The organism is Nocardiopsis oceanisediminis (assembly GCF_048595525.1).
GTDB lineage: Bacteria > Actinomycetota > Actinomycetes > Streptosporangiales > Streptosporangiaceae > Nocardiopsis_A > Nocardiopsis_A oceanisediminis.
Window position 1 is genome coordinate 3465917 of record NZ_JAFMZJ010000001.1, and the last position, 25921, is coordinate 3491837.

The window sequence follows — 25921 nt, forward strand, 5'->3', positions numbered from 1 at the left end:
CACTCTGTTCAGTCCGATGGCAATCGATGTTCAGTGACGGGCCCCGGGGGCCGCAAGAGGGGCGGGAGTAAAGAGTGTGTAACGGGTCACATGGGCGGGAAGCGGGCGGCCGGGGCGGGGAGGGGCCGCACCGGTTTCCGGAAAACGCCGCGCGGTCGAACGCGGGTTCGGATACTGGTTCCCGTGAACGCTTGGAGGCATCATGTCTGCCATGGGCATCGAGGAGAGGCAGCCGCCGGACCGGCCGCTGACCGTGGAGGACCTGCAGCGCATGCCCGACGACGGCAGGCGCTACGAGCTGGTCGACGGGAGGCTTGACATGTCCCCCGCCCCCGGTTCGCTGCACACGATCGCCGAGTACCGGCTCGTCCACCACCTCGGAACGGTGGCCCCCTCGGACTTCTTGGTCGTCGGTCCCGTGGGGATCGACTTCAACGCGGAGAAGACCCACCATCGCATCCCCGATGGCGCGGTCTTCCACGGGAAGGACTTCGAGAAACCGCGCTTCACCAAGCCGCCGCTGCTGGCGATCGAAGTGCTCTCACCGGAGAGCGTCCTTCGGGACACCAATACCAAGCGGCAGGAGTACGCGGCGTTCGGCATCGCGTCCTACTGGATGGTCAACCCGGCGGAAGAGAACCCCGCCATCTACGAGCTGCGGCTGGAGGGCGACGCCTACCGGGAGGCCGCCCAGGTCTTCGGCACCGACGTCTTCACCACCGAGGTCCCCTTCCCGGTGTCGGTCGTCCCGCACTGGCTGATCGGCATGGACGGCGACTGGCGCGAGCACATCGGCGGCCCCGGCGGAGAACCCCAGCAGGACTGAACAGGGGCGGCGCCTTCCGGCGCCGCCCTCCTCTGTTCGCGGCCGGCCATCCGGGGCGGTGGCAGACCGCATCGACGCTGCTTCCGTCCGGGTCGCGGACGGACGCGCCGAAGCAGTGCTCGTGGTACCCCGGCCGCACCCGCGGCTCGTGCAGCACCTCGGCCCCGGCGGCCACGGCCGCCTCGAAGAAGGCGGTGGCGGCGGCGCGGGGCCCTCGGGCCGCCCCCGGCGGCGGCCTCAGCGGGCGGCCGCCGGCTCCTCCTCCCTCTCCCCCCGGCCGGAGCCCATGCCCGCGAGCAGGGCGTCGACGTCGCGGACGCACCCGCCGCAGCCGGTGGTGGCCCGGGTGGCCTCGGCGACGGCGGCGCGGGTGCGGGCCCCGTCCAGCCAGGCCCGCTCGATGCCGGTGCGGGTGACCGCGTTGCACCGGCACACCGGCGCCTCCTCCTCGGCGCCGGGGCCCTCCGGTGCGGCGGCGGGCAGGCCCTGCAGCAGGGCCAGCCGGTCCTCGGGCACCGCGGCGCCCGCCTCGAACAGCCGGGACACCTCCGGGGCGGCGTCGGGGAAGCCGAGCAGCACCGCGCCGCTGATCCGGTCGCCGCGCAGGTTGAGCCGGGCGTAGCGGCCCCGGCCCGGGTCGCTGACGGTGACCGTCTGCACCTGCCCGGCGGCATCGGCCGCCCCGCCGCCCCCGGGCTCGGGGTCGGCCTCGCCCATCGCGGTCAGGTCGATGCCGGCGGCCTTGAGCCGGGTGAGCGGGCGCGCGCCGGTGTAGCGGGCCGCGGGGTCGGCCCCGGTGAGCAGGTCGGCCAGGGCGGCGGCCTGCTCGTAGCCGGGCCGGACCAGGCCGGCGCCGCCGGCGGGGTGGCGGGCGCAGTCGCCGATGGCGTGGACGCGCGGGTCGCTGGTGGACAGCCGGTCGTCGACGAGCACCCCGCCGTCCACCGCCAGCCCGGCGGCCTCGGCCAGCGCGGTGGCCGGGCGCACCCCGGCGGTGACCACCACGGCGTCGCCGGGCAGCACCCGGCCGTCGTCCAGCTCCAGCCCGGTGCCGGGCGCCCAGCGGGCCGCCACCCGCCAGGAGTGCACCGCCACGCCCAGCGCGGTGTAGGCGCGGGCGAGGACCTCGGCGGCGGCGCGGTCGATCTGGCGGCGCATGATCCAGGGGGAGGACTCCACCACCGACACCCGGGCGCCGGCGGCGGCCAGCGCGCGGGCGGTCTCCAGCCCCAGCACTCCCCCGCCGAGCACGACGACGGGCGCGCCGGGGCGCACCAGGGCCCGCAGCCGCCGGCAGTCGGCCAGGTCGCGCAGGGCGGTGACGCCGTCCCCGGGGCCGCCGTCGGGGGCGCGCAGCCCCTCCAGCGGCGGCAGGGCGGCCCTAGCGCCGGTGGCCAGCACCAGGTCGTCGTAGTCCAGGCGGTCGCCGTCGTCCAGGTCGACGCGGCGGCGGGCGGGGTCGATCCGGACGGCGGCGGTGCCGGTGCGGCGGGTGATCCCGGGAGCCTGCGGTTCGGGCAGCGCGATGTCGCCGGGGGCGTAGGCGCCTTCCACGATCCCGGGCAGCAGCACCCGGTTGTAGGCGGGGCCCTCCTCCTCGCCGACGACGGTCAGCCGCACCCGCCGCCCGCCGGGGTCGCGGCGGGCGACCTCCTCGGCGAAGCGGGCGCCGGTCATGCCGTTGCCGATGACCGCGATGCGGCGCGGCGGGTGCGGGGCGTCGGGCGTCATCGGGGACCTCCGGTGGTGCGCCGGCCGGTTCGGGCCGGGTCCCGCTCCGCGCCGGGGCCGGGCGGCGGGGCGGGTTCGATGCGCACGGCGGCGACCTTGAACTCCGGCATCCGGCTGACCGGGTCGAGGGCGGGGTTGGTCAGGTCGTTGGCGGTCTGGTCGCCGCCGTAGTGGAAGGGGGCGAAGACGGTGTCGCGGCGGGCGGTGCTCTGCAGCCGCACCCGGGCGAGCATGGTGCCGCGCCGGGAGGTCAGCCGCGCCCACCCCGCCGGGGACAGCCCGTGCTCGGCGGCGGTGTCGGGGTGGACCTCCACCCACGCCCCGGGTTCGGCGTCGGCCAGCTCGCCGATCCGGCGGGTCTGCGCCCCGGACTGGTAGTGGCCCATGGTGCGGCCGGTGGTGAGCAGCAGCGGGTGGTCGGGGTCGGGGTCCTCGGCCGGAGGGCGGTGCGCGACGGGGGCGAACCGGGCCCGCCCGCCGGGGTGGGCGAAGCGGTCCAGGAACAGCCGGGGCGTGGGCGGCGCGGGCGGGCCGCCGTCGCCGGCCGGCACCGGCCAGTGCAGCGCCTCGCCGGCCTCCAGCCGCTCGGGGGTGACGCCGGAGTAGTCGGCGGGGGCGCCGGCGGTGGCGGCGCGCAGCTCGGCCAGGACCTCGCCGGGGTCGGCGGGGAACTCGCGGGCGCCGCGGCCCAGCCGGACCGCCAGGCCGGCGATGACCTGCAGGTCGGTGCGGACCCCGGGCGGCGGGTCGAGTGCTTTGCGGCGGCGCAGCACCCGGCCCTCCAGGTTGGTCATGGTGCCCTCCTCCTCGGCCCACTGGGCCACCGGCAGCACCACGTCGGCCGCCTGGGCCGTCTCCGACATCACGAAGTCGGCGACGACCAGCAGGTCGGTGGCGGCCAGGCGGTCGCGGACGCGGGCGGCGGCGGGGGCGGAGACCGCCGGGTTGGAGCCGAACACCAGGAGCGCCTTGGGGCCGCCGGGGGTGCCCAGGGAGTCCAGCAGCTCGTAGGCGCTGACCCCGGGGCCGGGCAGCTCGCCGGGGTCCACCCCCCACACCCGGGCGACGGCGGCGCGCGCCGCCGGGTCGGTGATGGGCCGGTAGCCGGGGAGCTGGTCGGCCTTCTGGCCGTGCTCCCGGCCGCCCTGGCCGTTGCCCTGCCCGGTCAGGCAGCCGTAGCCGGAGCCGCGGCGGCCGGGCAGGCCCAGCGCCAGGGCCAGGTTGATCCAGGCGGAGGCGGTGTCGGTGCCCTTGGCGTGCTGCTCGGTGCCGCGCCCGGTGAGCACGTGGGCGCCGCGCCCGGCGGCGGCCCCGCCCAGGGTGCGGGCGGCCTCGCGGACCAGGTGCGCGGGCACCCCGGTGACCTGCTCGGTGTGCTCGGGCCACCACGGCACGGCCTGGGCCCAGGCCGCTTCGAAGCCGGTGGTGCGGCGCGCGATGTAGTCCTCGTCGAGCAGGCCCTGGACCCGGGCGGCGTGCAGCAGCCCCAGTGCCAGGGCGGTGTCGGTGCCGGGCCGGGGCGCCAGGTGGAGGCCGCCGGCGTCCAGGGCGGCCCGGGCGGTGGCGGTGCGCCGGGGGTCGACGACGATCAGCCGGGGCGCGGACAGGTGCCCCATCAGCGGCGGCATGGTCTCGGCGGGGTTGGCGCCGGCCAGCAGCACCGCCTCGGCGCCGGCCAGGTCGGTGACGGGGAAGGGCAGGCCGCGGTCGAGGCCGAAGGCGCGGTTGCCCGCGGCGGCCGCGGAGGACATGCAGAACCGGCCGTTGTAGTCGATGCGGGAGGTGCCCAGCGCCAGCCGGGCGAACTTGCCCAGCAGGTAGGACTTCTCGTTGGTCAGCCCGCCGGAGCCGAACACCGCGGCGGCGTCGGGGCCGTGCTCGGCGCGCAGGGCGCGCAGCCGGCCGGCGACGTGGTCCAGGGCGGTGTCCCAGTCGACCGGCCGCAGCCGGCCGCCGCGCCCGGTGCGCAGCAGCGGGGCGGTGAGCCGGTCGGGGTGGGTGAGCAGTTCGGCGGCGGTCCACCCTTTGCGGCACAGCCCGCCCCGGTTGACCGGGAAGTCGGCGGGGCGGGTGGCCCAGCGCCCGCCGGGGGCGGGTTCGACGTGCATGGCGCATTGCAGCGCGCAGTAGGGGCAGTGGGTGCGGGTCATCGCGCCCCCGCCCCGGTGGCGGCGGTCGGTGCGGCGGAGGCGGTGCGCGGCCGGCGCAGGTAGACCGCCCAGGTGACGGCGGCGCACAGCAGGTAGAAGCCGAGGAAGGCGGTGTAGGCGGGGGTGGCGCCGCCGGTGGCCTCGAAGGACTGGCGGAAGACCAGGTTGATGGCGACCCCGCCGAGCGCGCCGATGGCGCCGACCAGCCCCAGGGCCGCCCCGGAGATGCGGCGGAACCGGGCCTCGGCCTCGGCCCGGGGGGTGCCGGAGGCGGCGAGGTCGGCGGCGCGGGCGGCGTAGATGGAGGGGATCATCTTGTAGGTGGAGCCGTTGCCGATGCCGGTGAGCACGAACAGGGCGATGAAGGCGGCGGTGAACAGCGCCAGGGAGCCGGTCAGGGAGGCGGCCACGATCAGCGCGGTGCCGGCGGCCATGGCCAGGAAGTTCGCCAGGGTGACGCGGGCGCCGCCGAACCGGTCGGCCAGCCTGCCGCCCACCGGGCGGATCAGCGACCCGATGAGCGGGCCGAGGAAGGTGACCGCGGCGGCCTCCAGCGGGGTGCGGCCGAACTGGTTCTGCAGCAGCAGCCCGAAGGCGAAGGAGAACCCGATGAAGGACCCGAAGGTGCCGATGTAGAGCAGGGACATGATCCAGAAGTCGCGGTCTCCGGCGGTGGCGGTCTGGGCGCCGGTGTCGGCGCGGACGGCGGCCAGGTTGTCCATCCGGGTCCAGGACAGCCAGGCGGCCAGGGCCAGCAGCGGGATGTAGGCGGCGGCGAGCAGCGCCCCGCCGCCGGGGCCGGCCGCGGCGATCACCGCCAGCCCGGCCAGCTGCACCACCGGCACCCCGATGTTGCCGCCGCCGGCGTTGAGCCCCAGCGCCAGGCCCTTCTCCCGCTCGGGGTAGAAGGAGTTGATGTTGGCCATGGAGGAGGAGAAGTTCCCGCCGCCCAGCCCGGCGGTGGCGGCCAGCAGCAGGAACAGCCAGAACGGGGTGTCGGGGCGCTGGACGAGCAGCACCGCGGTGGCGGTGGGCACCAGCAGGGCCGCCACCGACAGCGTGGTCCAGTTGCGCCCGCCGAACGCGGGCACGGCCAGGGTGTAGGGCACCCGCAGCACCGCCCCGACCAGGGTCACCACCGACACCAGCAGGAACTTCTGGGCGGGGGTGTAGTCGAATCCGGCCTCGGGGACCATGAACAGGGTCAGTACCGACCAGATGGACCACACCGAGAAGCCCAGGTGCTCGGCGAAGACCGACACCCACAGGTTGCGCCGGGCGATGCGCCGCCCGGAGGCCTCCCAGAAGTCGCGGTCCTCGGGGTCCCAGCGGGCGATCCAGCGCCCGCCCGCGCGTTCGGCGGTGTCTCGGCTCGTCACGGCGGGGCCTTCCAGGTCGGCGGGGTGGAACGCCGACGATGCTAGGAAGCCGCCGTTACCTGCGCGGGTCCTCCGGTAACACCGGGGAAACGGGGTGCTCACCGCCGGGGCCGGCCCGCGGTGAGGCGCCCGCGCCGGCCCGCTCCGGCGGGCGGATCCGGGCGGCGGCGGGCGCCCCGTTCGCGGGGCCGGGCGGGGTCAGGCCGCGGGGGTGCGGCGCTCCCAGATCCGCTCGCCCTCCTCCCAGCGGCCGGTGGGGCGCATGCCGCAGGCGCGGGCGGTGCGCTCGGAGGCGGTGTTGGCGGGGTGCACGGCCGCGCTGATCCGGTGTACCCCCTGGCCGGCCAGCCATTCGGCCAGGGCGCGGGCGGCCTCGGCGGCGTAGCCGCGGCCCTGCCAGGGGGCGCCGGTGATCCAGGCCAGCGCGGCGCGGGTCTCGGCCCCGGGGCGCTCCTCGACGGTGGCCTGGACGGTCCCCACCGCCCGCCCGCCGGCGGTGACCGCCCAGTTGCACCAGGAGACGCCCGGGTCGGGGGCGCCGGCGGCCCAGGCGGTGTAGCGGCGGCGCAGGTCGGCGGCGGAGGGCGGCTCCCCGCCGATGTGGGTGTAGAGCCCGGGGTCGGCCAGGACGCCGGCCATCTCCCCGGCGTGGCCGGGGGTGATGGGTTCCAGCACCAGGCGCCGGGTGGTGATGGTCGCGGCGTGCAGGCTCGGCATGGCGGCCACCCTGCCCGGCCCCCGCCGCCCCGGCAACCCTTTTGCCGCCGGTGGCCGCGTGCCGCCGGTGGCCGCGTGCGGCCGGTGTGCGCGCGGCCGCGTACCGGGTCAGGGGCGGCGGTACGGCCGCCGCGAGGATCACGGTCGCCGTTCCCGCAGGTCATCGCCGATGAGGCCCACCGTTCATCCCGGTGATTCCGGCGGTGGACGGGCCGGGCGGGAAGGAGGCGCCGTTCGCGGCGCGGATCAGCGCCACCGTGACGGGGGCGCTGGTCCTGGACATGGGGAGCCGGTGCACCGCCGGCTGATCGGGCAGGGCGCCCCGCTGGCCGCGCTGCCCGCCGTGGGGCCGGACGCGGCCAAGGGGCGCCGCTGCGCATCGCGCGCAATCCGGACGGCCGCCCCTCCGAGGCGGAATCCCGTCGCCGGTGCGGCCGGCGGGGCGGGATCGGACCGCGGCCGGGTTCCCTGCGCCTCCGCCGCAGTGCCCCGGCCGCAGGGCCGCGGGCCGGTGCCGCTCCCCTGGCCGGACGGGGACGGCGAGATGCTCCGCGCGGCCTCCGCCGGCCCGGCCCGGGTCAGAAGAACTCGTCCAGCAGCCGGTAGTAGGCCAGGCGCTCGCCGTCGACCAGGTGGTCGCCGTAGTGGTGGGCGAAGGCGCGGGCGAAGGACGGCCCGTAGGGCTCGTCGCCCAGGTCGCGCAGGGCGAGGGCGAGGTCGCGGTGGCGGTCGGAGACGCCCAGGCGGGCGGTGTCCACCACCCCGGTCCACTCCAGGGTGGCCGGGTCGATGAGGACGTTGTCGCCGGTGAGGTCGCCGTGGCAGACCGCGGTGTCGGCGGCGGGCTCGGCGGGGCGGCGCGCCTCCAGTTCGGCCAGGGCCTCCTCGGGGGACGCGTCCCGGCGCTCGTCGTCGAAGTCCCCGGGGTCGACGGCGCCGGCGGCCACCCGCTCGCGGGCCAGGGGCAGGGCGGTGTCCAGGCCGCGGTCGAACGGGCAGTCGCCGGCGGGCAGGTCGTGCAGGCGGCGGGCGAGCCGGGCGAAGGCGGCCACCACCGGCGCGCGCAGGTGCGCGGGCCAGTCCGCGGAGACCGGGCGGCCGGGGAGCGCGGTGCTGACCAGCCAGCCGGTGCCGTCGCGCTCGCCCAGCTCCACCGGTTCGGGGGCGGCCACCCCGGCGCCGGTCAGCCAGCGGGCGCGCTCGGCCTCGGCGGCCAGTCCGGCGGGGTCGGCGCTGATCTTGGCGTAGAGATCGGAGCGCCCGGACAGGCGCCACACCTCGTCGCCGGAGGCGCCGGTGGACACCCGGGTCCAGGAGTGCAGCAGATGGCGGCGGCGGAGCCGCCGGCGGACGGAGTCGATCACCCCCACAGCCTGCCACCGCCCGGGGCCGGGGCGGAAACGGGTTTCCTCCTCGGCGGGCCGCTGACCCGGGGTTCCGCGCCCGGTGCGCGGTCCGCGCGGTTCTCGGCGGCGGAATTGCCCGCCGCGGCGATGAGTTCCGCCGCCGCCCCCGGTCTGAGAGGGGTGAGAGGCGCGCCGCGGCGGCGCGCCCGGGAACGGGAAGAGGAATCCCCCATGGGCGAGGCGGTGCGCAGCGGCCGGGCGGCGGTCAACGGCGTCGACATGTACTACGAGGTGCACGGCGAGGGCGACCCGCTGGTGCTGCTGCACGGGGCGCTGTCGGGCATCGGGACCTCCTTCGGGGTGCTGCTGCCGGCGCTGGCCCGGCGGCGCAGGGTCGTCGCGGTGGAGCTGCAGGGGCACGGGCGCACCCCCGACACCGGCCGGCCGCTCAGCGAGAAGGCGATGGCCTCCGACGTCGCCGGGCTGCTGCGCGAGGTGGTCGGCGGCCCGGCCGACGTGCTCGGCTACAGCATGGGCGGCAGCGTGGCGATGGAGCTGGCGGCGGCCGAGCCGGAGCTGGTGCGCTCGCTGGTGCTGATCTCGGTCGGGTTCTCCCCCGAGGGCGTCTACCCCGAGGTGCTGGGCGGGATCGGGGAGATGGCCGCCGAGGACATGGCCGGCTCCCCGTTCTATGAGGAGTACATGCGCACCGCCCCCGACCCGCGGGGCTGGGCCGGGCTCTTCGCCAAGGTGCAGGAGCTGGACTCCGACATCAGGACCTGGACGCCCGAGGAGCTGCGCGCGATCACCGCGCCGGTGCTGCTGGCCGTCGGCGACTCCGACATCGTCCGCCCCGAGCACGCCGCGGAGCTGTTCCGGCTCCTCGGCGGCGGCGTTCCGGGGGACCTGGCCGGGCTGCCCGCCGCGCGGCTGGCCGTGCTGCCCGGCACCACCCACATCACCGCGGTGCACCGGGACGACCTGCTGATCCCGATGATCGAGGAGTTCCTCACCGACACCGCCGCCAAGGCCGGCCCCGAGGCCGGCTGACCTTCGAGCACACACGCCCGGCCGGGCCCCGGCGCCCCCGCAGCGAGGAGGAACACCCCCATGCAGCAGACGACGATATCCCGGGACGGGACCGCCATCGCCTACGAGCGGCGCGGATCGGGTCCCGCCCTCATCCTGGTGCACGGCACCATGGGCCGGCGGGCCTTCGACCCGACCGGCGGCCTGGCCGCCCTGCTCTCCGACTCCTTCACCGTGTTCGGCTACGACCGGCGCGGCCGCGGCGGCAGCGGCGACGCCGGCGGGGTCGACGGCATCGTGCAGCGCGAGGTCGACGACATCGCCGCGCTGATCGGAGCCGCCGGCGGCCGCGCCTTCCTGTTCGGGGTGTCCTCGGGGGCGGTGCTGGCCCTGGAGGCCGCCGCCCGCGGGCTGGCCGTCGCGGCGCTGGCGCTGTACGAGCCGCCGTTCGTGGTGGGCGGGGGGCGGGCCCCGCTGCCCGCCGACTACGCCCGGCGGGTGGGGGCGCTGGCCGCCGAGGGCCGCCGCGCCGAGGCGGTGGACTGCTTCCTCACCGAGGCGGTGGGGGTGCCGGCCGGGGAGCTGGAGCCGATCCGCCGCGACCCCTCCTATGCGCTGATGCAGGACGCCGCGCACACCCTGGCCTACGACGGGGTGCTGCTGGCCGAGGCGATGTCGGGGGCGCCGCCGGCGGCGCGGCGCTGGGACGCGGTGCGCGCCCCGGTGCTGGTGGCCAGCGGGGAGAAGAGCGAGCCGCTCTACGGGATGGGCTCCGACGCGCTGGCCGCGGTCCTGTCCGACGTGCGGCGGGCGGTGGTGCGCGGCGAGGACCACGTGGTGCGGCCGGAGGCGATCGCGCCGGTGCTGCGCGGGTTCTTCACCGAGATGGCGGCCCGGTCCTGACCCGGGCCCGGCGGCAGGGCCGGGCCCGGGTCGGGACGGGGGTCAGCGGCCCGCCGGCTCGGGGGCGGCGCCGCGGGAGGCCGACCGCTCGCGCAGCCGCCGGGCGATGACGCCGTGGGCGGGGGCGAACAGGTAGGCCAGGACGAACGCGCAGGCCTGCACGGCGACCACGGCGCCGCCGGTGGCGGCGTCCAGGTGGAAGCTGAGGTAGGTGCCCAGCACCGAGGCGGTGACCGAGACCGCCACCGCGATCACCAGCATGCGCTCGAAGCGGTCGGTGAGCAGGTAGGCGGTGGCGCCGGGCACGATCACCATGGCCACCACCAGGATGATGCCCACGGCCTGCAGGGCGACCACGACGGTGACGGCGAGCAGGCCCAGCAGCAGCGTCTCCAGGCGGCGCGGGCTGAGGCCGATGGCGTGGGCGTGCACCCGGTCGAAGGCGAACAGGGTGAGGTCGCGGTGCTTGGCCAGCACGACCGCCAGTACCACCGCGCCCATGGCCAGGACCTGGGCGATGTCGCCGTCGGAGACGCCCAGCACGTTGCCGAACAGGATGTGCATCAGGTCGGTCTGGCTGGGGATCTTGGACACCAGCAGGATGCCCACCGCGAACAGGGCGGTGAACACGGTGCCGATCACCGCGTCCTCCTTGACCCGGGAGGTGCGGTTGACCACCCCGATCAGCGCCACCGACCCGGCGCCGAACACCAGCGCGCCCACCGCGAAGGGCAGCCCGAGCAGGTAGGACAGCACCACCCCGGGCAGTACCGCGTGCGAGACCGCGTCGCCCATCAGCGACCAGCCGATCAGCGTCATCCAGCAGGACAGCACCGCGCACACCGCGCCGGCGACCACGCTGACCAGCATCGCCCGCCACATGAAGTCGAACTGCAGGGGGACGGTGAACCACTCCGCGACGGCGTTGACCGCGTCCATCACGCCTCCTCGGCGGGGTCGGGGCGGCCCAGGCCGAAGGCCTCGGCCAGCCGCTGCGGGGTGAGCACCTCGCCGGGGGCGCCGCGGGCGACGACGCGGCGCTGCAGCAGCACCGCCTCGTCGCAGAAGCCGCCGACGCCGGCCAGGTCGTGCGTGGAGACCAGCAGGGTGCGGCCGTCGTCGCGCATCCGGCGCATCACGTCGATGATGGTGCCCTCCGAGCCCTTGTCGACGCCGGCGAAGGGCTCGTCGAGCAGGAACACCCGGGCGCCCTGGGCGATGCCGCGGGCGACGAAGGCGCGTTTGCGCTGGCCGCCGGAGAGGGCGCCGATCTGGCGGTGGGCCAGGCCGGTGAGGCCGGTGCGGTCCAGGGCCTCGGCGACGGCCTCGCGGTCGGCGCGGCGGGGGCGGCGGGTGGGGCCCATGTGGCCGTAGCGGCCCATCATGACGACGTCGCGGACCCGCACCGGGAAGGCGTTGTCGATCCGCTCGCTCTGCGGGACGTAGGCGACCAGGCCGGCCTTGCGGGCCTGGTCGGGGGTGCGCCCGTGCAGCAGCACCCGGCCGGCGCGCGGCCGGATCAGCCCGATGAGGGTGGAGAAGAGGGTGGACTTGCCGGATCCGTTGGTGCCGAGGAGGCCGCAGATGCGGCCGGGGGCGACGGTCAGGCCGACGTCCTCCAGGGCCAGGACGTCGCCGTAGCGCACGGTGATGCCGGCGGCGTCGATGGCGGGGGGCGGCGCGGGCGCGGTCCCGGCGGCCGGGTCGGCGGCGGTGGCGGTCATCGGTCCTCCTCTCCGGTGAGGCCTGCGGCGATGGTCTCGGCGTCGTGGCGGAGCAGGTCGAGGTAGGTGGGCACCGGCCCGTCCTCCTTGGACAGCGAGTCGACGTAGAGGGAGCCGGCGAAGCGGGCCCCGCTCTCGTCGGCGACCTGCCTCTGCGCCTTGTCGTTGACGGTGGTTTCGCAGAACACCGCGGGGACCTGCCTGTCCTCGGCGAAGGTGACGGCCGAGGCGATCTGCTGCGGGGTGCCCTGGGCGTCGGAGTTGACCGGCCACAGGTACTTCTCGGTGAGGCCGGCGTCGCGGGCCAGGTAGGAGAAGGCGCCTTCGCAGGTGACCAGGGCGCGCCGGTCGGCGGGCAGGGCCTCCAGGTCGGCGCGGAGCTCCTCGCCGACCTCGGCGACCTGGGCGGAGTAGTCCTCGGCGGCGCGGGCGTAGTCCTCGGCGCGGGCGGGGTCGATGCCGCTGAGGGCGTCGCGGATGTTGGCGATGTAGACCTGGGCCTCGTCGGTGGACATCCAGGCGTGCGGGTTGGCCTCGCCCTCGTATTCGCCGGAGGTGATCGGGATGGTCTGCACGCCGTCGGTGAGGGTGGCGGTGGGGGCGTCCAGGGGGTCGGTGAACCGGTCGAACCAGGCCTCCAGGCCCAGGCCGTTGTCGATGATGAGGTCGGCGTCCTGGGCGCGGACGAGGTCGTCGGGGGTGGGGTCGTAGCCGTGGATCTCGGCTCCGGGGCGGGTGATCGACTCCACCTGGGCGTGCTCGCCGGCGACGTTGCGCACCATGTCGGCGATGACGGTGAAGGTGGTGACGACCTTGGGGCGCCCGTCGTCCTCCGCGGCGGGGGCGGCGGAGCAGGCGGCTGCGGCCGCCAGCGCCCCGGCCGCGGGGACCGCCGCGCACCGGCGGATTGCAGCTCTCCAACCTGAAATGTTCGGCACGCCTAACTTTTACCATAGGTCCGCCTTGGACACCGACCCGAGGCCCTCTCCCGCCCTCCCCCGATGATCTCGGAGCTGCGGGGCCGCCAGAGCGCTCTGACCGCCCCGCAACTCCAAGATCATCGCCCTGGGGCGGAATCCCCCGGCGGCGATCTAGGATCGCCGTTGCCGCACCGGAACCGGCGGCGGCCGGGCACTGGCCGAGGAGGACCCGATGGACGGCGCCGAACCGGGCGCGCTGCGCCGCGCCCTGGACGACATCGCCCGGATCAACCCGTTCTTCGAGGTCCCCGACGCCCCGGCCGGCCGGGTGCGGCCGCTGGCCGACCTGTGGCGGGACCCGGCCCACCTGGAGGCCCGGGTGGCGGAGGCGCGCGCCCGGCTGGCCGCCGGGGCCCGCATCGCCCCGGAGCGGGTGGAGGCCCGGGTCGCCGCCTCCCTGTTCTTCCAGGGCGCGGCCGCCCGGCTGCTCTCCCCCGCGGTCGCCTCGCTGCTCTGCCACGGCGTGCTGGCCGACCCGGAATCGCTGGGGTGGCGCACCGACGGGTTCGGCTCCCCGGCCCCGGCCCGGATCGGCGACCGGGCGCACACCGCCGGCCCGGACGGGGCCGCCGCGGCCCTGCACCGCCACGTCCTCGCCGCGGTGCTGGAGCCGCTGGCCGGCGCGGTGCACGCCCTGGTGCCCGTCGCGCCCCGGCTGCTCTGGGGCGACGCGGCCTCCGCGCTCGCCGGGGCGCTGCAGGCGCTGGCCCGGGCCCGGCCGGCCACCGCCGCCGCGGCCTCGCGCACCGGCGCCGAGCTGCTGGCCGCCCCGCCGCTGGCCGGGCTCGGCGGGCCGGCCGAGCCCGGCGCCGGAGTGGCCGAGTCCTTCGTCCGCACCACCTGCTGCCTGTACTACCGGCTCCCCGGGGCCGGCAAGTGCGGCGACTGCGCCCTGCTCGGCCGCCGGCCCGCCGCGGGGTGGGGCGGCGGGGCGCTCAGCCCTTGAGCGCCCCGGCCATCAGCCCGCGCATGAAGTAGCGGCCCAGCACCAGGTAGACGGCGAGGGTGGGCAGCGACGCCAGCACCGCCGCGGCCATCTGCTGGTTGTAGGGCACCACCATGGACCCGGCGACGTTGTTCAGCTGCACCGTCACCGGCCAGCTGTTCGGCCCGGTGAGGAAGACCGCGAACAGGAAGTCGTTCCAGGCCGAGGTGGCCTGCCAGATCAGCGTCACCGCGAAGGCCGGCGCCGACAGCGGCAGCACCACCCGGGCGTAGGCGCCGAGCATCCCCGCGCCGTCCACCCGGGCCGCCTCGATCAGGGTCGGCGGGATGCCGGCGTAGTAGTTGCGGAAGATCAGCGTGCAGATCGGGATGCCGTACACGGTGTGCGCCAGGATCAGCGGGAGCAGCCCGCCCATCAGGTCCGCCGCGACCAGCATCTGCTGCAGCGGGATCATCACCGCCTGGTAGGGGATGAACATCCCGAACAGGAACAGGGTGAACACCGTGTCGGCGCCGGGGAAGCGCCACCGGGCCAGCACGTAGCCGTTCATCGAGCCCAGCAGCGCCGAGAGCACCGCGCTGGGCACCACCATCCGCACGCTGTTCCACAGCCCCGGGGCCAGCGCCTCCCAGGCCGCCGCCCACCCCTCCAGGCTCCACCGCTGCGGCGGCAGCCAGGCCCGCCCGGCGGTCGCCTCGGCGAACGGCTTGAACCCGGTGACCAGCAGCACGTACATCGGCAGCAGGAACAGCACCGCCAGCGCCAGCAGCACCGCGAGCTTCGCCGCCTGGCCGCGCCGCGTGGTGCCCGCGGCCCGCCCGCCGGCGGCGGTCGCCCGGCCGGCGCCCGGGGCGGTCTCGCTCATCGGCCCTCGCTCCGTTCCTTGCGCACCGTCCACACCAGGTAGGGGACGACGAACACCGCCACCGCCAGCAGCAGGTAGGTCGCGATCGCCGCGCCCTTGGCCGGGTCGCGCACGTCGAAGACCATCGTCCACATGTAGACCGCCGGCACGTCGGCCACGATCTGCTTGCCGGCGACCGCGATGATCAGGTCGAACACCTTCAGCGACATGTGGCCCAGGATGATCACCGCGGTCAGGGTGACCGGCCGCAGCTGCGGCATGACCACGTGCCGGTAGACCTGCCACTCCGAGCAGCCGTCCACCCGGGCGGCCTCGCGCAGCTCCTCGGGCACCCCGCGGAACCCGGCCAGGAACAGCGCCATGATGTAGCCGGACAGCTGCCAGACCGCGGGCAGCGCCATCGCCGCCATGCCCAGGTCCGGCGCGGTCCACCAGTCGTTGACCAGGAAGTCCAGGTTCAGGTGGACGAAGAGCGCGTTGAGCCCGGTCGCCCGCTCGGCCGGGGCCGGGTTCATCAGCCACCGCCACACCACCCCGGTGGCGATGAAGGAGACCGCCATCGGCGCCAGGAACAGGGTGCGCAGCACCGGCTCGCCGGCGATGCCCTTCTCCAGCAGCAGCCCCAGCAGCCAGCCCAGCAGCAGCGCCCCGCCGACGAAGAACACGGTGAACACCACCGCGTTGGCCACCGCCGCCGGCCAGCGCGCCTCCTGCCAGAGCGCCGCCAGGTTCTCCAGGCCGGCGAAGGAGCCCTCCTCGATCGGGGCGTGCTTGTCGGAGAGGGCCAGCGCGGTGTTCCAGCCGATCATGCCGTAGACGAACACCGCGATCAGCACGATGGAGGGCGAGACCAGCAGCAGCCCGGGCAGCCAGGAGGCGGCCCGGCCCGCGCCCCGCCGGGCGCGGCGCCGGGGCGCCGGGGAGGGGGCGGCGGGCGGAGGACCGCCCGCCGCCGGGCCCGCCGCGCTCATTCGGCCTGCGCGGCCTGGTGCAGGGCGGCCTGGAGCCCGTCGAGGTCCTCGTCCTGCAGGTAGAGGCCGACCGCGGTGTCGATGTCGTTCTTCCACCGGTTGTCCACGGTCACCCCGTGCCAGAACGACCCGGCCAGCTCCGGGCCGGACTGCCACTCCTCCAGCGCCGCCGACAGGTAGGGGCTGTCGGCGTAGGCCTGCGGGTCGGTGTCGGAGCGCGCCGGGACGGAGCCCTTGAGCGGGTTGAAGGCGTCCTGGCCCTCCTTGCTGCCGACCAGCTCCAGCCAGGTGCGGGCGGCCTCCTCGTTGGGGGCGCCCACCGGCAGGGTGAAGCTGTCCGACAGCCACATGTAGGTGCCCTCGGTGCCGGGCGAGGGCGCCCAGTCGTAGTCCTCGCCGGCGGTCTTGCCCAGCTCGTCGAAGTAGCCGGCGGCCCAGTCGCCCATGATGTTGAAGGCCGCCTCGCCCTCGGCGACCCGCTGCGCGGCCTCCTGCCAGTCCTCGGCGGCCGACTCCTCCTGGGTGTGCTCCATGACCGCCTCGAAGTCGGCCAGGGCCGCGGCGACCTCGGGGGTGTCCCAGTCGGCGCCCGGCTCCCACAGGGCGTTGTAGCCCTCCGGGCCCAGCGAGCCCAGCAGCACGCTCTCCAGCAGGTGGTCCACGGTCCACTGGGCGCCCACCGCCATCGGGATCGCGTCGGTCTCCTTCTCCACCGCGTCCAGGGCGCCGATCAGCTCGTCCAGCGTCTGCGGCGGCTCCTCCACCCCGGCCTCCTCCAGCACCGAGGGGTTGAACCACATGACGTTGGAGCGGTGGATGTTCACCGGCACCGAGTAGACGCTGCCGTCGTGGCTGATCTGCTCCACCAGCTGCTCGGGCAGGGCCTCGCGGAGCCCCTGCTCGTCGTAGAGGTCGTCGAGCGGCTGGAGGTGGCCGGCCTCGATGTAGTCCAGCAGCTCGGCGCCGGCGTGGCCCTGGAAGGAGTCGGGCGGGTCCTGGCTCTGCAGCCGCCCCTCCAGCACCGCCTGGGCATTGGTGCCCGACCCGCCGGCCACCGCCGCGTTCACGAACTCGGTGCCGGGGTTGTCCTCCTCGAACCGCTCGATGAGCGCGTTCAGCCCGGCCTCCTCCCCGCCGCCGGTCCACCAGGAGAACACCTCGACCCGGTTCCCGCCGCCCCCTCCCCCGCACCCGGAGGCGACGAGCACGGCTCCCAGCGCCGCGGCGGAGGCGGACGTCCAACGTCTGCGCATGAGGATTCCCTCCCCGGGCCGGACGCCCCCCGTCCCACCGCCCCGCCCCGATACGTGTCTTGGGTCACACTGTCAACGCATCCGTCATCTTTTCTCCCGGAACCGCGCACGGCAATAGCGCCGCCGCTCACGTCGCCAAGACGTGACCGGCGGCGCTCAGATGAGCGGAGGCGGGGGCCTCGCGGCCGGAACCGCGGGGTTCAGGTGAATGCCGGACGGTGTCGAGAGGGAATTCATGCTCATGCGATGGCATGGCAGGAAAACAGCGGCACCCGGGCGGTTCTCGTGCCTGGAAATTGAAATTCCGGTGATCGTCGCAGAGGAATCATGGAAACGCCGCAAGTGACGTTCGCCGATACGGGCTTGCACCCGACGCGGCGTCAGGTTCTAGCGTCCTTTCCACCGCCGCACCCGGCGGCGGTGGAGGGCGGAGCGGAGAGCGGGGAGGACGCCATGCCCGAGCGCGGGCGGACCTGGAAGGTCGGCGAGCTGGCCCGGCTGACCGGGCTGACGGTGCGGACACTGCACCACTACGAGCACGTGGGGCTGGTCGCCGCGTCCCGCCGCACGGCGGCCGGGCACCGGATCTACGGCGAGGCCGACCTGCGCCGGCTCTACCGGGTGCTGGCCCTGCGCGACCTGGGGCTTCCGCTGGAGGCCATCGGGGAGCTGCTGGACGGAGGGCCCGACCTGGAAGGGCTGCTCGGCGGGCAGCTGGCGCAGGTGGAGCGCAGGATCGAGGCGCTCACCGCGCTGCGCGGCCGGCTGGCCGCGGTGCTCGCCGCGGCGCGGGCCGGCGGACTCTCCTCCGACCACCTCCTGGCCATCATCGAAGGGATGAGCGACGTGCAGGGAAGCATGGACGACTACTTCACCCGGGAGCAGCTGGCCGAGCTGGACCGGCGCCGGGAGGACGGCGGCGGGAAGGCCGCGGAGGCGGCCGCCGCCTGGCCCGGCCTGATCGCCGAGGTCGGGGCGGCGATGGCGGACGGCACCGACCCGGCCTCCCCGAGGGCCCGGGAGCTGGCCCGCCGCTGGACGGCCCTGCTGGAGGAGTTCCACCGCGGCGACGGGGCCATGAAGGACTCCCTGTTCCGCATGTACGAGGAGAACAGCGAGGAGGTCCGGGCCGAGTACGGCGGCCCCTCCCCGGAGATGATCGACTTCATCACCCGCGCCTCCGCCGCCGGAGGCTGACCCGCCCCGCAGGCCCCGGGCCGTCCCCCGCCGGGGCGGCCCGGCTCCCTCTGCGGGGGGCCGGGGCTCCCCCGCGGGCGGGAGGCGGGCGGGGCCGGGGGCCGGGAGGGTGGGGCCATGACTGCGAAACGGCTGACGGTCGGCGCCGGCTGGTCGATGGTGGCCATCGGCGCCCTGCACACCGCGTTCTTCCTTCCGCACCCCTACTGGGGGGAGTGGCTCTCCGGCGGGCTGTGGTCCGGCGGGGGCAGCGACGCCTCCTACGCGGTCTTCTGGGCGCTTCCCGGGAGCTTCGTGGCGGTGCTGGTCCTGCTCGGGCTGCTGGTGGCCCGGCTGGGGCGGCGCGGCGAGGCCCTCCCGGCCTACACCGGCTGGGCGATCGCGGCCTGGGCGGGCGGGTGCGTGCTGCTCATCGGACCCAGCGGGTTCCTGACCGGGTTCGTCCCCGCCGGGCTGCTCATCGCCGAGGACCTGCGGGCCCGGGCGGGGCGGCGCGCCGAGCGGGCGGCCGGCGCCGGAGAGGGGGCGCCGCAGCCGGGCTGAGCGGGGCGCCGGGGCCGCCTCAGGGGCGGCCGATCCACAGCGCCTCGGCGGCGACCAGGCCCAGCGAGCGCTCCCGGGCCTGGTCGCCGGCGCCGATCCGCACGATCAGCGGTCCGCCGAAGGGCTGGCGCTCCATCACCTCGATGCGCATGCCGATGCCGATGTTCTGCTCGGCCAGGTAGCGCAGCAGCTCTGGGTCGGTGTCGTTGACCCGGACGATGGTGCCGGCGGTGCCCGCCTCGGCCTCGGAGAGCAGCCCGGTGGCGCGCTGGACCACCTTGCCGTCGCGGGTGGGGATGGGGTCGCCGTGCGGGTCGACCACCGGGTCGCCCAGGTGCTCGGCGATCCGGTCGACGAACTTGTCGGAGACGGCGTGCTCCAGTTCCTCGGCCTCCTCGTGGACCTCGTCCCAGGAGTAGCCGAGCGCCTCCACCAGGTAGGTCTCCAGCAGCCGGTGCCGGCGCAGCACCGCCAGCGCGGCCTTGGTGCCGGTCTCGGTCAGCTGCACCGAGCCGTAGCGGCGGTGGTCGACCAGGCCGAGCTCGCCGAGTTTGCGCAGCATCCCCGAGACCGAGGAGTTGGACACCGAGAGCCGCTCGGCCATCGCCGAGATCGTGACGGGCCCGGCGCCGCGCTCCTGAAGGTCGTAGATGACCTTCACGTAGTCCTCCACCGACGTGGACGGCCGGTCCGGTGGTGCTGTTTCCATGGTCCCAACGCTACCGTGAACGGCCCCTCGGACCGGTGCTCCCGACCAGGGTGTGGACGGCGCCCGGCGGCCCGGCCTCACCCGGGCAGCGGCCGCTCGGAGGGCTGGGCGGCCGCGCCCCCGCCCTCGGGGTAGGAGCAGGTCAGGTCGATCTCGGAGCCCCCGCCGGTCAGGATGACCGCCGCCTTGGAGGTGGTGGTCGTGCAGGCGCGGCCGTGCGCGTCGGTGAACGAGGCGACCTCGATCCGGTAGTCGTCGGAGTCCGGGTCGGGGTCGGGCGGGTCGGTGCGGGTGTCGGCGCCGGGGGAGGCGCCGGGCGGCGGGTAGTCGCAGTCGAGGGCGGTCTCGTCGACGGCGCCGCTGCCGAGCAGGGTGGCCGCGAGGGTGCAGGCGCGCCCGTGCGCGTCGGTGAAGGTGAGCAGCGCGGTCCAGCCCCACTCCCGCCGGGGGGCGGGGTCGGGCAGCGGCCGCCGGTCGTCCTCGGCGGGCCGCTCGCCCCCGGGCGGGAACGCGCAGTCGGTGCTGCTCTCGGTCTCCCTCGGGACGGTCTGGCCGCCGGGCTTCCACACCGCCACCGTGGTGCAGGCGGCGCCGTGCGCGTCGGTGTGGCTGACCACGTCGGTGTGGTGCGCCGGCTCGTATCCGGAGCAGGCGGCGGTGGCGAGCAGCACGGCGGAGGCGGCGCAGAGCCGGGGGCCGGCCCGGCGGGCGCGCGGGGGGTTCCGGTCAGTCAAGGAAGATCTCGATTCCGAGCAGGGCGGCCCCGGCCAGGAGTGCGACGAGCAGGCCGGTGGCGAGTTGGAGGGCGACGGGCGGCACACCGCGGCGCGCCGGCCCCGGGCCCGCGCCGCGCGGCCCGGCGGCGGGCCCCGCCCCGTCCGGGGCAGGGGTGTCCAGGACCCGTTCGGCGAACTCTTGGAGGCCCTGGAGGGCCTGCCTGCCCTGCGGGCCGGCGAGCCAGGCGAGGTCGTCGGAGTCCTTCTTGGCCTCCTGGATCCTGATCAGGTGCGCGGCGGCCTTCCCGCGGAGGCCGTCCACGTCGCGCTCCAGGCGCTTCTTCTCCCCCCGCAGCCGGTCCAGTTCCTCGCGCGCCTCGGCGAGGTCGTCGCGGGCGTCCTCCAGGGCGCGGTCCATCCGCCGGTCCTCGCGGGTGTTGAACAGCTCCACCGCGATGTGCGCGGCGAAGATCGCCAGGGCGAACAGGAGCATCCAGCCGCGCTGGTACCAGGCGCCGCCCTCCAGGGTCCCGGCGTAGTCGCCGGAGACGCCGAGCATGGCGGCGGTGGCCAGGAGCACGGTGCGGACCGCGGTGCGGTACCGGAGCAGGGAGCTGATGGGGGCCTCCGGGGATCGGGGCGGGGGGAGCCCGCGGCGCCCCTTCCCTACCCCGCTCCGTGTCCGCCGGCCGACGGGTCCGCGTCGCCGGGGTGAACGGCGGCGGAGGGGCGGGTGCCGGGGGCGCCCCTCCGCATGCTCCCCGGGCCGGTCGCGGATCCGGCCTCAGGCGGGCTTCCGGGCGGGAGGCCCCGGGTTCTCTCTCCCCCGTGCTCGCCGGGCGGGGCCGGCCCGCTCCGGGAGGGCGGCCGGCCGCCGCAGCCGTCCGCCGCGACGGGGCCGGCCGGGGAGGCGGGGCGGGTTCCCGGCGGCCGCGGTCAGCCCTTCCGGGAGGCCTCGGCGCCGGGGTGGGCCGCCTCGGGAGCCGCGGCCTCCCGGGCCTTGCCCGCGTCGGTCCGGAGGAGGTCGGCCTCGGCGGGCGCCTGGGCGGAGAGCAGGGAGGTGAGGAGCGCCGAGGCCGCCACCGCACCACCGGAATCGATCAGAAGGCGAGCGTTCTTCACCGAGGTCCTTTCGGAGGGAACGGGGGACGAAATGGACGTGCTCGTGAACGGAACCGGTCGGCAATGGCCTGGGGCCACCGGTGAGGGCGGCGCGATAATCGCCGTCCATTCCTCTGGGAAAGGACTATCCGCTCCGAAGTGGGGCCACAAGGCCCAGGCGCCGGCGGGCCGGTCCGGGCGGATGCGGGCGTCCGGCGCGTCCGCCCTGGACAGGGGCGGGTCGCGCTCCGTGACCGGCCCTGCGGGGGCGGTATGGCCGCAAGAGGACCCGTGGGCGGAGCCGGCCGGGGAAAGCGCACCCGGCCGGCTCGGCGATGGCGTTCCACCGCTTCTCACTGCCGCTTCCCCGCCGTTCCGGTGCTGCGATCACCGGTTTCCGGCCGGGGGCGCGGGTCGGGGTGACAATGGTCACGGTGATTTCCGGTTGCGGGTGTTCCGGTCCATTCGGCCCGGCTCCGGAATGGCCGCTCCCGCCAGGCCCGGTGCGGCGGCGGGGCTCCTCGAATCCCTTCCCCGCGAGCGGGCTCCCCCCGTCCGGGCCCCTCCGGTCCGGACGCGATGCGGGCGGCCGGCGTCAGCGGGCCGCGGCGCGGGCCCGGTGGGCGGCGACGTTGACCCGGTTGGCGCAGGCGACCGAGCAGAACCGGCGGCGCCCGTTGCGCGAGGTGTCGACGAAGACCACCCGGCAGCCGTCCCGGGCGCAGCGGCCCAGGCGGCCGCCGCCGGCGCCGCAGAGGGCCACGGCCAGTCCGCCGGCGGTGGTCCCCCTGAGCCGCTCCGCCGTGTCGGGCACCTGGCTGACGTAGTGCAGGTGCGGGTCGGCGCCGTCGTGCGTGGAGATCTGCACGCAGGTGGCCGACTCCCGGAGCAGCGCGTTGAGCAGGTCGATCTGCCGGTCCCGGTCGGCCTCTCCGAAGAGCGGGCGCAGCCGCTCCACCCAGGCCGCCAGCCGGCGCGCCTGGTCGGCGTCGATGTCGGGAAGGCTCACCCGGGAGACCATCTCCTCCGGCGCGGCCACCACCAAGCGGCTGGTCCGCCTGGAGCAGGCCGGCCTGATCGCCCGCACCCCCTCCGAGCGCGACCGCCGCGAGGTCGACGTCCGCCTCACCGAGGCGGGGGCCGCCCTGATCGACCGGCTCTTCGCCGAGCAGCTGGAGCGCGAGGCCGGCATCCTCGCCCCGCTCCCCCCGGCGGAGCGCGAGGCGCTCGCCGCCGCCCTCGCCGCGGTCCTCGCCCCGATCGACCGCGCCGAGGCGCTCTGATCCGACCGGACCCGTACCGGCGGCCCCGGGCGGTGCCGTGCCGCGCGGCTCCACCGGCCGTCCCGGCCCCGCTCGGCCGGAGCGCGCACACCCGGTACCGCCCCGGCCCGGGGCGCACCGGCGACCCAGGGGCGGCGCGTGCCCTGCGCCGGAACGGCCCTTCGCCCCTTTTCGCCCCGGACCGGCCGCGCGCCCGCCCCGGGGTGGAAGGAGCGTCCCCCTTTTCCGGGGGTCCTCCTCCGCACGCCCGGAGTCCCCGGAGGGCGGCTCTGCCTCCGGCCCGATGGGAGTCCGCGGCGGCCCTGCGGCGTCCCCGTTCTCCGGGAGCACCCTCACGCGGGCGCTCCGCCCCTCTTTCCGCCCTTTCCACCCGGCGCTCGTACCTTTCGGACAGGCGCGAGGCTCCACGCCGCCCCTCCTGAGGCCGTCCGAGGGGAAGGGGCCGAACGGGAAGGGGCCGCGTCTCCGGCGTTGGGCTCACCAGGTCCGCCGGCGCCTCCGTCCTGGGAAGGCGGGACCGGCCCGGATCGCTCAGGAGCGGCGGATCCAGCGGGGCGTGGCTCGGCTGGACGTCTACAGGGGCTTCTTGAAGCCGAGGTGGCCGGGGGTGTAGCCGAGCCGCTCGTAGAAGCGGTGGGCGTCGGGGCGGGTCCGGTCGGAGGTGAGCTGGACCAGGGCGCAGCCGGCCTCCCGGGCGCGGGTCTCGGACCAGGCCATCAGGTGGGCGCCGAGGCCGGAGCCGCGCTCGTCGCGGTGTACCCGGACCGCCTCGACCTGGGCGCGCTTGGCCGCGCTGCGGGACAGGCCAGGGATGAAGGTGAGCTGGAGGGTGCCGACCACCCGGTCCCCGCGTACCGCCACGGCGAGGAACTGGTTCGGGTCGGCGGCGATCTCGGCGAAGGCGGACCGATAAGGGGCGAGGTCCGAGGCGTCCTCCCGGGCGGCGCCCAGTGGGTCGTCGGCGAGCAGCGCGACGATCTGCGGGAGGTCCCCGGCGGCGGCCCGGCGCACCTCGACGCCCTCGGGCGGGGCCGCCTCCCCGGCGCCGCGCTCCTCGGAGATCCTGCTCATGCCGCCCCCTCCCCTCCCCGGCTCCGGACGTTCCGGAGGGCCCGGCAGGCGAATGTACACGGCGGTGCTCCGGCGCCGATGCCCGGGGGGAGAGAGATCGAGCTGCGGCCGCCGCGCGATCGAAGCAGAAGGCGGTGTCGATGGCCCCGGAGCCCTCATCGCACTCCACAGACGTCACGGTGATCTCCAAGGGCAGGCCGAGGGCGGGGGTGATGATGTCCATGAGGGCGAGCACCCCGGTCGGGCAAGGCGTCTCACGGGGCCGGGTTCAAGCGGGCGGCGACGGCGCAGGCAGGGGCGGGGTTCAGGCGTCGCCCGGGCGCGGCGCCCCACGGGGCCCGGGTCCAAGCAGGCGGCGACGGCGCAGGCAGGGGCAGGGCGCGGGTGTCGCCCGGGCGCGGCGCCCCACGGGGCCGGGGTTCAAGCGGGCAGCGACGGCAGAGGGGGCGGGGCCGGCCGGTCGGTCGGGTGCGGCGTCTCGCGGGGCGGGGGTTCAGGCGGGCGGCGGGGCGGTGTTCACGGGTCCGCCGCCGGGCGTCCGGTGAAGGGGGGAGCGGTGTTCCGGTGGTGGGTTCGGGCCCGCCGTGCCGGTGGAGGGGGTTGTGTCCGCTTTGCCGGATCGCGGGCGGGGTCGGGCGGGGCGGGGGCGCCCTGCGCACCCCCGCAGCAGGCCCGATGGCATCTACCGGCGAGTAGCAAGCCGAGAGGCCTCGCCGCCCCCTCCCCGGTCACTCAGAGTGGTCGAAGCGGGGCCCGTCGGGGGGACGAATGCGACATCTCGCCCCTCGCTGCCCCTCTGAGGGGTTCCGGCCCCTCGTTTCCGGCCTTCCCGGCGGCACGGATCCCCGGTCACCGCCCCGATCGGGGCCGTTCGGGCCCCGGGAGGCCCGTTCCGGTCCGGGATGTGTGCCCGGGAATCAGCGGGGTGCTCTCGCGGTGCGCAGGGCGCCCCCCGCCACCATCACTGTCCGTGTTCACCTAGGTCAGAGAGGTGCCGGTGGTCGCCGGGCGGCCCGCCCCGCCGCCGGGGCGGCGCGGGTGCGGCGACCCCGCCCCTCTCAGCGGCCGCCCCACCGCCCTGCCGCAGGCGATCAGCCGCCCCCGGCCCACTCCCGCCCTCGCCGCCCGCCTGAACCCCGGCCCCGCGAGGCGCCGCGCCCGCCCGACCGGCCGGCACGCCCCTTGGCCTCGCCGCCGGTCTGAGCCTTCGCCCCGCGAGACGCCGCACCCGGCTGAGATGCTGCGCCCCGCGCTTGCCTTCACCGTCGCCGCCTGCTTGAACCCTCACCCCGCGGGGCGCCGCGCCCGACCGACTGGCCGGCACGCCCTCTGGCCTCGCCGCCGGTCTGAGCCTCCGCTCCGCGGGGCGCCGCGTTCGGGCGAGGACCTCCGCCCTGGCCCTGTCCTCGCCGCCCGCTTGGACCTTGACCCCGTGGGGCGCCGCGGCCGGCCCGGGGCGTCCGGCCCCGTCCCTCCGCGGCTCAGCGGGGGCCGGAGACCTGCCGGTCGAGGTCGAGGGTGAGCCGGAGCGCGTCCAGGACGCTGTCCGGAGCGATCCGGTTCTCCGCCTCGCCGCGCAGGACGTCCAGCACATGGCCGATCATGGCGGTGTACTGGTCGGCGGGCGGCAGGTCCAGGCTGTGCGGGCCATCGGCGGTGTAGGCGGTGACGATGCCGGACGGCTTGCCGTCGAAGCCCATCGTCGAGGCGGCGTCGAGGACGCCGTGCTCGAAGGTGGCCGTGTAGCCGCCGCGCGCCCCCCACGCCTTGGGCATCAGGGACGAGACCGAGCTGCGGGCCGCCGCGCGGTCGAAGCGGAAGGCGGCCTCGATGGCCCCGGAGTCCTCATCGCGCTCCACGGTGGTCACGGTGGCCTCCCGGGGCACGCCGAGGGTGCGCGTGATGATGTCCATGTCGCTGTGCATCGCCTCCAGCGGCAGCGCCTTCAGCCCGAGTGAGGCCCCCGGCCACAGGTGCGCGGTCAGGTTCCACAGCGTCAGCTGCTCCAGCCGCCCGTAGGTGCCTTCGCGCACCGCGTCGAACAGGACCCGGTCGGCCGGGATGAACCGCTCGAACATGTCCACGAACACGTGCTTGCCGCTGCGCGCGGCGGCCTCGGCGACCCGCTCGGCGTCCCCCATGTCGTCGGCCAGCGGCAGCTCGACCAGCGCGTGCTTGCCCGCGTCCAGGGCGCGCAGCACGTACTCGGCGTGCAACGGGACCGGCAGGCAGATGTCCACCAGGTCGAACGAGGGGTCCTCGAACGCGGCGTCCGTATCGGTGGAGGAGGCGAGCCCGAACCGGCTCGCGGTCTTCGCGGTCTTCTCCGGGTCGCGGCCGAACATCACCGCCTCCACGTCGCCGCGAGCGGCGTAGACGGCGGCGTGCGCCTGCCCGAAGTTGGTGCCCAGCAGTGCGATCTTCATCTTCATGTCTCCCTCGGAGGTGTGAATGGGCGGCCGGAGCGGCGGCGGATGGGCG

The 25921-nt window shown here is 76.2% G+C and carries 25 protein-coding genes; 7 read left to right on the forward strand and 18 right to left on the reverse strand.

Annotation, left to right across the window (positions count from 1 at the left end; genetic code table 11):
- The first annotated feature begins 202 nt into the window (after window positions 1-202).
- The gene (locus J0910_RS15295; protein ID WP_420159180.1) at window positions 203-826 is read left to right on the forward strand and encodes a Uma2 family endonuclease; all 624 of its coding nucleotides are present in this window, start codon (window positions 203-205) and stop codon (window positions 824-826) included.
- Between the two features lie 237 nt (window positions 827-1063).
- On the opposite strand, the gene J0910_RS15300 is transcribed toward J0910_RS15295, so the two are convergent.
- From J0910_RS15300 to J0910_RS15320, 5 genes are all read right to left on the reverse strand, one after another.
- Window positions 1064-2557, reverse strand: coding sequence for an FAD-dependent oxidoreductase (locus J0910_RS15300; protein WP_420159181.1), 1494 nt, complete (start codon window positions 2555-2557; stop codon window positions 1064-1066).
- Window positions 2554-4707, reverse strand: coding sequence for a molybdopterin oxidoreductase family protein (locus J0910_RS15305; protein ID WP_420159182.1), 2154 nt, complete (start codon window positions 4705-4707; stop codon window positions 2554-2556). Before J0910_RS15305 ends, J0910_RS15300 begins: the two co-directional genes overlap by 4 nt.
- A complete protein-coding gene (locus tag J0910_RS15310) occupies window positions 4704-6086 on the reverse strand; it encodes an MFS transporter (protein WP_420159183.1) in 1383 nt (460 codons plus the stop codon). Before J0910_RS15310 ends, J0910_RS15305 begins: the two co-directional genes overlap by 4 nt.
- A 198-nt stretch (window positions 6087-6284) precedes the next feature.
- The gene (locus J0910_RS15315; RefSeq protein ID WP_420159184.1) at window positions 6285-6803 is read right to left on the reverse strand and encodes a GNAT family N-acetyltransferase; all 519 of its coding nucleotides are present in this window, start codon (window positions 6801-6803) and stop codon (window positions 6285-6287) included.
- 578 nt (window positions 6804-7381) lie between these two features.
- A complete protein-coding gene (locus tag J0910_RS15320) occupies window positions 7382-8164 on the reverse strand; it encodes an APH(3') family aminoglycoside O-phosphotransferase (RefSeq protein ID WP_420162001.1) in 783 nt (260 codons plus the stop codon).
- Between the two features lie 216 nt (window positions 8165-8380).
- Between J0910_RS15320 and J0910_RS15325 the strand changes: the two genes are divergently transcribed.
- Complete coding sequence (locus tag J0910_RS15325; RefSeq protein WP_420159185.1) at window positions 8381-9199, forward strand: alpha/beta fold hydrolase; 819 nt, start codon at window positions 8381-8383, stop codon at window positions 9197-9199.
- Window positions 9200-9259: 60 nt separating this feature from the next.
- On the forward strand, window positions 9260-10081 hold the full coding sequence (locus J0910_RS15330; RefSeq protein ID WP_420159186.1) for an alpha/beta fold hydrolase: 822 nt from the start codon (window positions 9260-9262) through the stop codon (window positions 10079-10081).
- Window positions 10082-10123: 42 nt separating this feature from the next.
- Here J0910_RS15330 and J0910_RS15335 read toward each other — a convergent pair whose 3' ends face one another.
- Genes J0910_RS15335 through J0910_RS15345 form a run of 3 tightly spaced genes read right to left on the reverse strand, consistent with a single transcriptional unit; the run spans window position 10124 to window position 12743 of the window.
- Window positions 10124-11020: a metal ABC transporter permease gene (locus J0910_RS15335; protein ID WP_420159187.1), complete on the reverse strand. Its 897-nt coding sequence runs from the start codon at window positions 11018-11020 to the stop codon at window positions 10124-10126.
- Entirely contained in the window at window positions 11020-11805 is a 786-nt protein-coding gene (locus tag J0910_RS15340; RefSeq protein ID WP_420159188.1) for a metal ABC transporter ATP-binding protein, read from the reverse strand. The genes J0910_RS15335 and J0910_RS15340 overlap by 1 nt, the downstream gene beginning before the upstream one ends.
- Window positions 11802-12743 (reverse strand): metal ABC transporter substrate-binding protein, encoded by a 942-nt coding sequence (locus J0910_RS15345; protein ID WP_420159189.1) that lies wholly within the window; start codon window positions 12741-12743, stop codon window positions 11802-11804. Before J0910_RS15345 ends, J0910_RS15340 begins: the two co-directional genes overlap by 4 nt.
- 214 nt (window positions 12744-12957) lie before the next feature.
- Here J0910_RS15345 and J0910_RS15350 point away from each other — a divergent pair, with 214 nt between their 5' ends.
- Window positions 12958-13731 carry a (2Fe-2S)-binding protein gene (locus tag J0910_RS15350; protein ID WP_420159190.1) on the forward strand — a complete coding sequence of 258 codons (774 nt, stop codon included), beginning with the start codon at window positions 12958-12960 and terminating at the stop codon, window positions 13729-13731.
- On the opposite strand, the gene J0910_RS15355 is transcribed toward J0910_RS15350, so the two are convergent.
- Genes J0910_RS15355 through J0910_RS15365 form a run of 3 tightly spaced genes read right to left on the reverse strand, consistent with a single transcriptional unit; the run spans window position 13721 to window position 16820 of the window.
- Window positions 13721-14596 carry a carbohydrate ABC transporter permease gene (locus J0910_RS15355; RefSeq protein ID WP_420159191.1) on the reverse strand — a complete coding sequence of 292 codons (876 nt, stop codon included), beginning with the start codon at window positions 14594-14596 and terminating at the stop codon, window positions 13721-13723. The two genes, J0910_RS15350 and J0910_RS15355, sit on opposite strands and share 11 nt — an antisense overlap.
- Window positions 14593-15567, reverse strand: coding sequence for a carbohydrate ABC transporter permease (locus tag J0910_RS15360; protein ID WP_420159192.1), 975 nt, complete (start codon window positions 15565-15567; stop codon window positions 14593-14595). Before J0910_RS15360 ends, J0910_RS15355 begins: the two co-directional genes overlap by 4 nt.
- Window positions 15564-16820: an ABC transporter substrate-binding protein gene (locus J0910_RS15365; protein ID WP_420159193.1), complete on the reverse strand. Its 1257-nt coding sequence runs from the start codon at window positions 16818-16820 to the stop codon at window positions 15564-15566. Before J0910_RS15365 ends, J0910_RS15360 begins: the two co-directional genes overlap by 4 nt.
- A 453-nt stretch (window positions 16821-17273) precedes the next feature.
- Here J0910_RS15365 and J0910_RS15370 point away from each other — a divergent pair, with 453 nt between their 5' ends.
- Entirely contained in the window at window positions 17274-18017 is a 744-nt protein-coding gene (locus tag J0910_RS15370) for a MerR family transcriptional regulator (RefSeq protein WP_420159194.1), read from the forward strand.
- Window positions 18018-18134: 117 nt separating this feature from the next.
- Window positions 18135-18560, forward strand: a complete 426-nt coding sequence (locus J0910_RS15375; protein ID WP_420159195.1) for a DUF6463 family protein — start codon at window positions 18135-18137, stop codon at window positions 18558-18560.
- 19 nt (window positions 18561-18579) lie between these two features.
- Here J0910_RS15375 and J0910_RS15380 read toward each other — a convergent pair whose 3' ends face one another.
- The 5 genes from J0910_RS15380 to J0910_RS15400 form a co-directional block, all read right to left on the reverse strand.
- Complete coding sequence (locus tag J0910_RS15380) at window positions 18580-19269, reverse strand: metal-dependent transcriptional regulator (protein ID WP_420159196.1); 690 nt, start codon at window positions 19267-19269, stop codon at window positions 18580-18582.
- Between the two features lie 77 nt (window positions 19270-19346).
- Window positions 19347-20003: a hypothetical protein gene (locus J0910_RS15385; protein ID WP_420159197.1), complete on the reverse strand. Its 657-nt coding sequence runs from the start codon at window positions 20001-20003 to the stop codon at window positions 19347-19349.
- A complete protein-coding gene (locus J0910_RS15390; RefSeq protein ID WP_420159198.1) occupies window positions 19996-20565 on the reverse strand; it encodes a PspA/IM30 family protein in 570 nt (189 codons plus the stop codon). The genes J0910_RS15385 and J0910_RS15390 overlap by 8 nt, the downstream gene beginning before the upstream one ends.
- 356 nt (window positions 20566-20921) lie before the next feature.
- The gene (locus J0910_RS15395) at window positions 20922-21107 is read right to left on the reverse strand and encodes a hypothetical protein (protein ID WP_420159199.1); all 186 of its coding nucleotides are present in this window, start codon (window positions 21105-21107) and stop codon (window positions 20922-20924) included.
- 574 nt (window positions 21108-21681) lie between these two features.
- Complete coding sequence (locus tag J0910_RS15400; protein ID WP_420159200.1) at window positions 21682-22095, reverse strand: CGNR zinc finger domain-containing protein; 414 nt, start codon at window positions 22093-22095, stop codon at window positions 21682-21684.
- Between J0910_RS15400 and J0910_RS15405 the strand changes: the two genes are divergently transcribed.
- The gene (locus tag J0910_RS15405) at window positions 22079-22369 is read left to right on the forward strand and encodes a MarR family transcriptional regulator (RefSeq protein WP_420159201.1); all 291 of its coding nucleotides are present in this window, start codon (window positions 22079-22081) and stop codon (window positions 22367-22369) included. The genes J0910_RS15400 and J0910_RS15405 overlap by 17 nt on opposite strands.
- Window positions 22370-22942: 573 nt before the next feature.
- On the opposite strand, the gene J0910_RS15410 is transcribed toward J0910_RS15405, so the two are convergent.
- Complete coding sequence (locus J0910_RS15410) at window positions 22943-23440, reverse strand: GNAT family N-acetyltransferase (RefSeq protein WP_420159202.1); 498 nt, start codon at window positions 23438-23440, stop codon at window positions 22943-22945.
- A gap of 1481 nt (window positions 23441-24921) precedes the next feature.
- Window positions 24922-25866, reverse strand: coding sequence for a Gfo/Idh/MocA family protein (locus J0910_RS15415; RefSeq protein WP_420159203.1), 945 nt, complete (start codon window positions 25864-25866; stop codon window positions 24922-24924).
- Window positions 25867-25921: the final 55 nt, after the last annotated feature.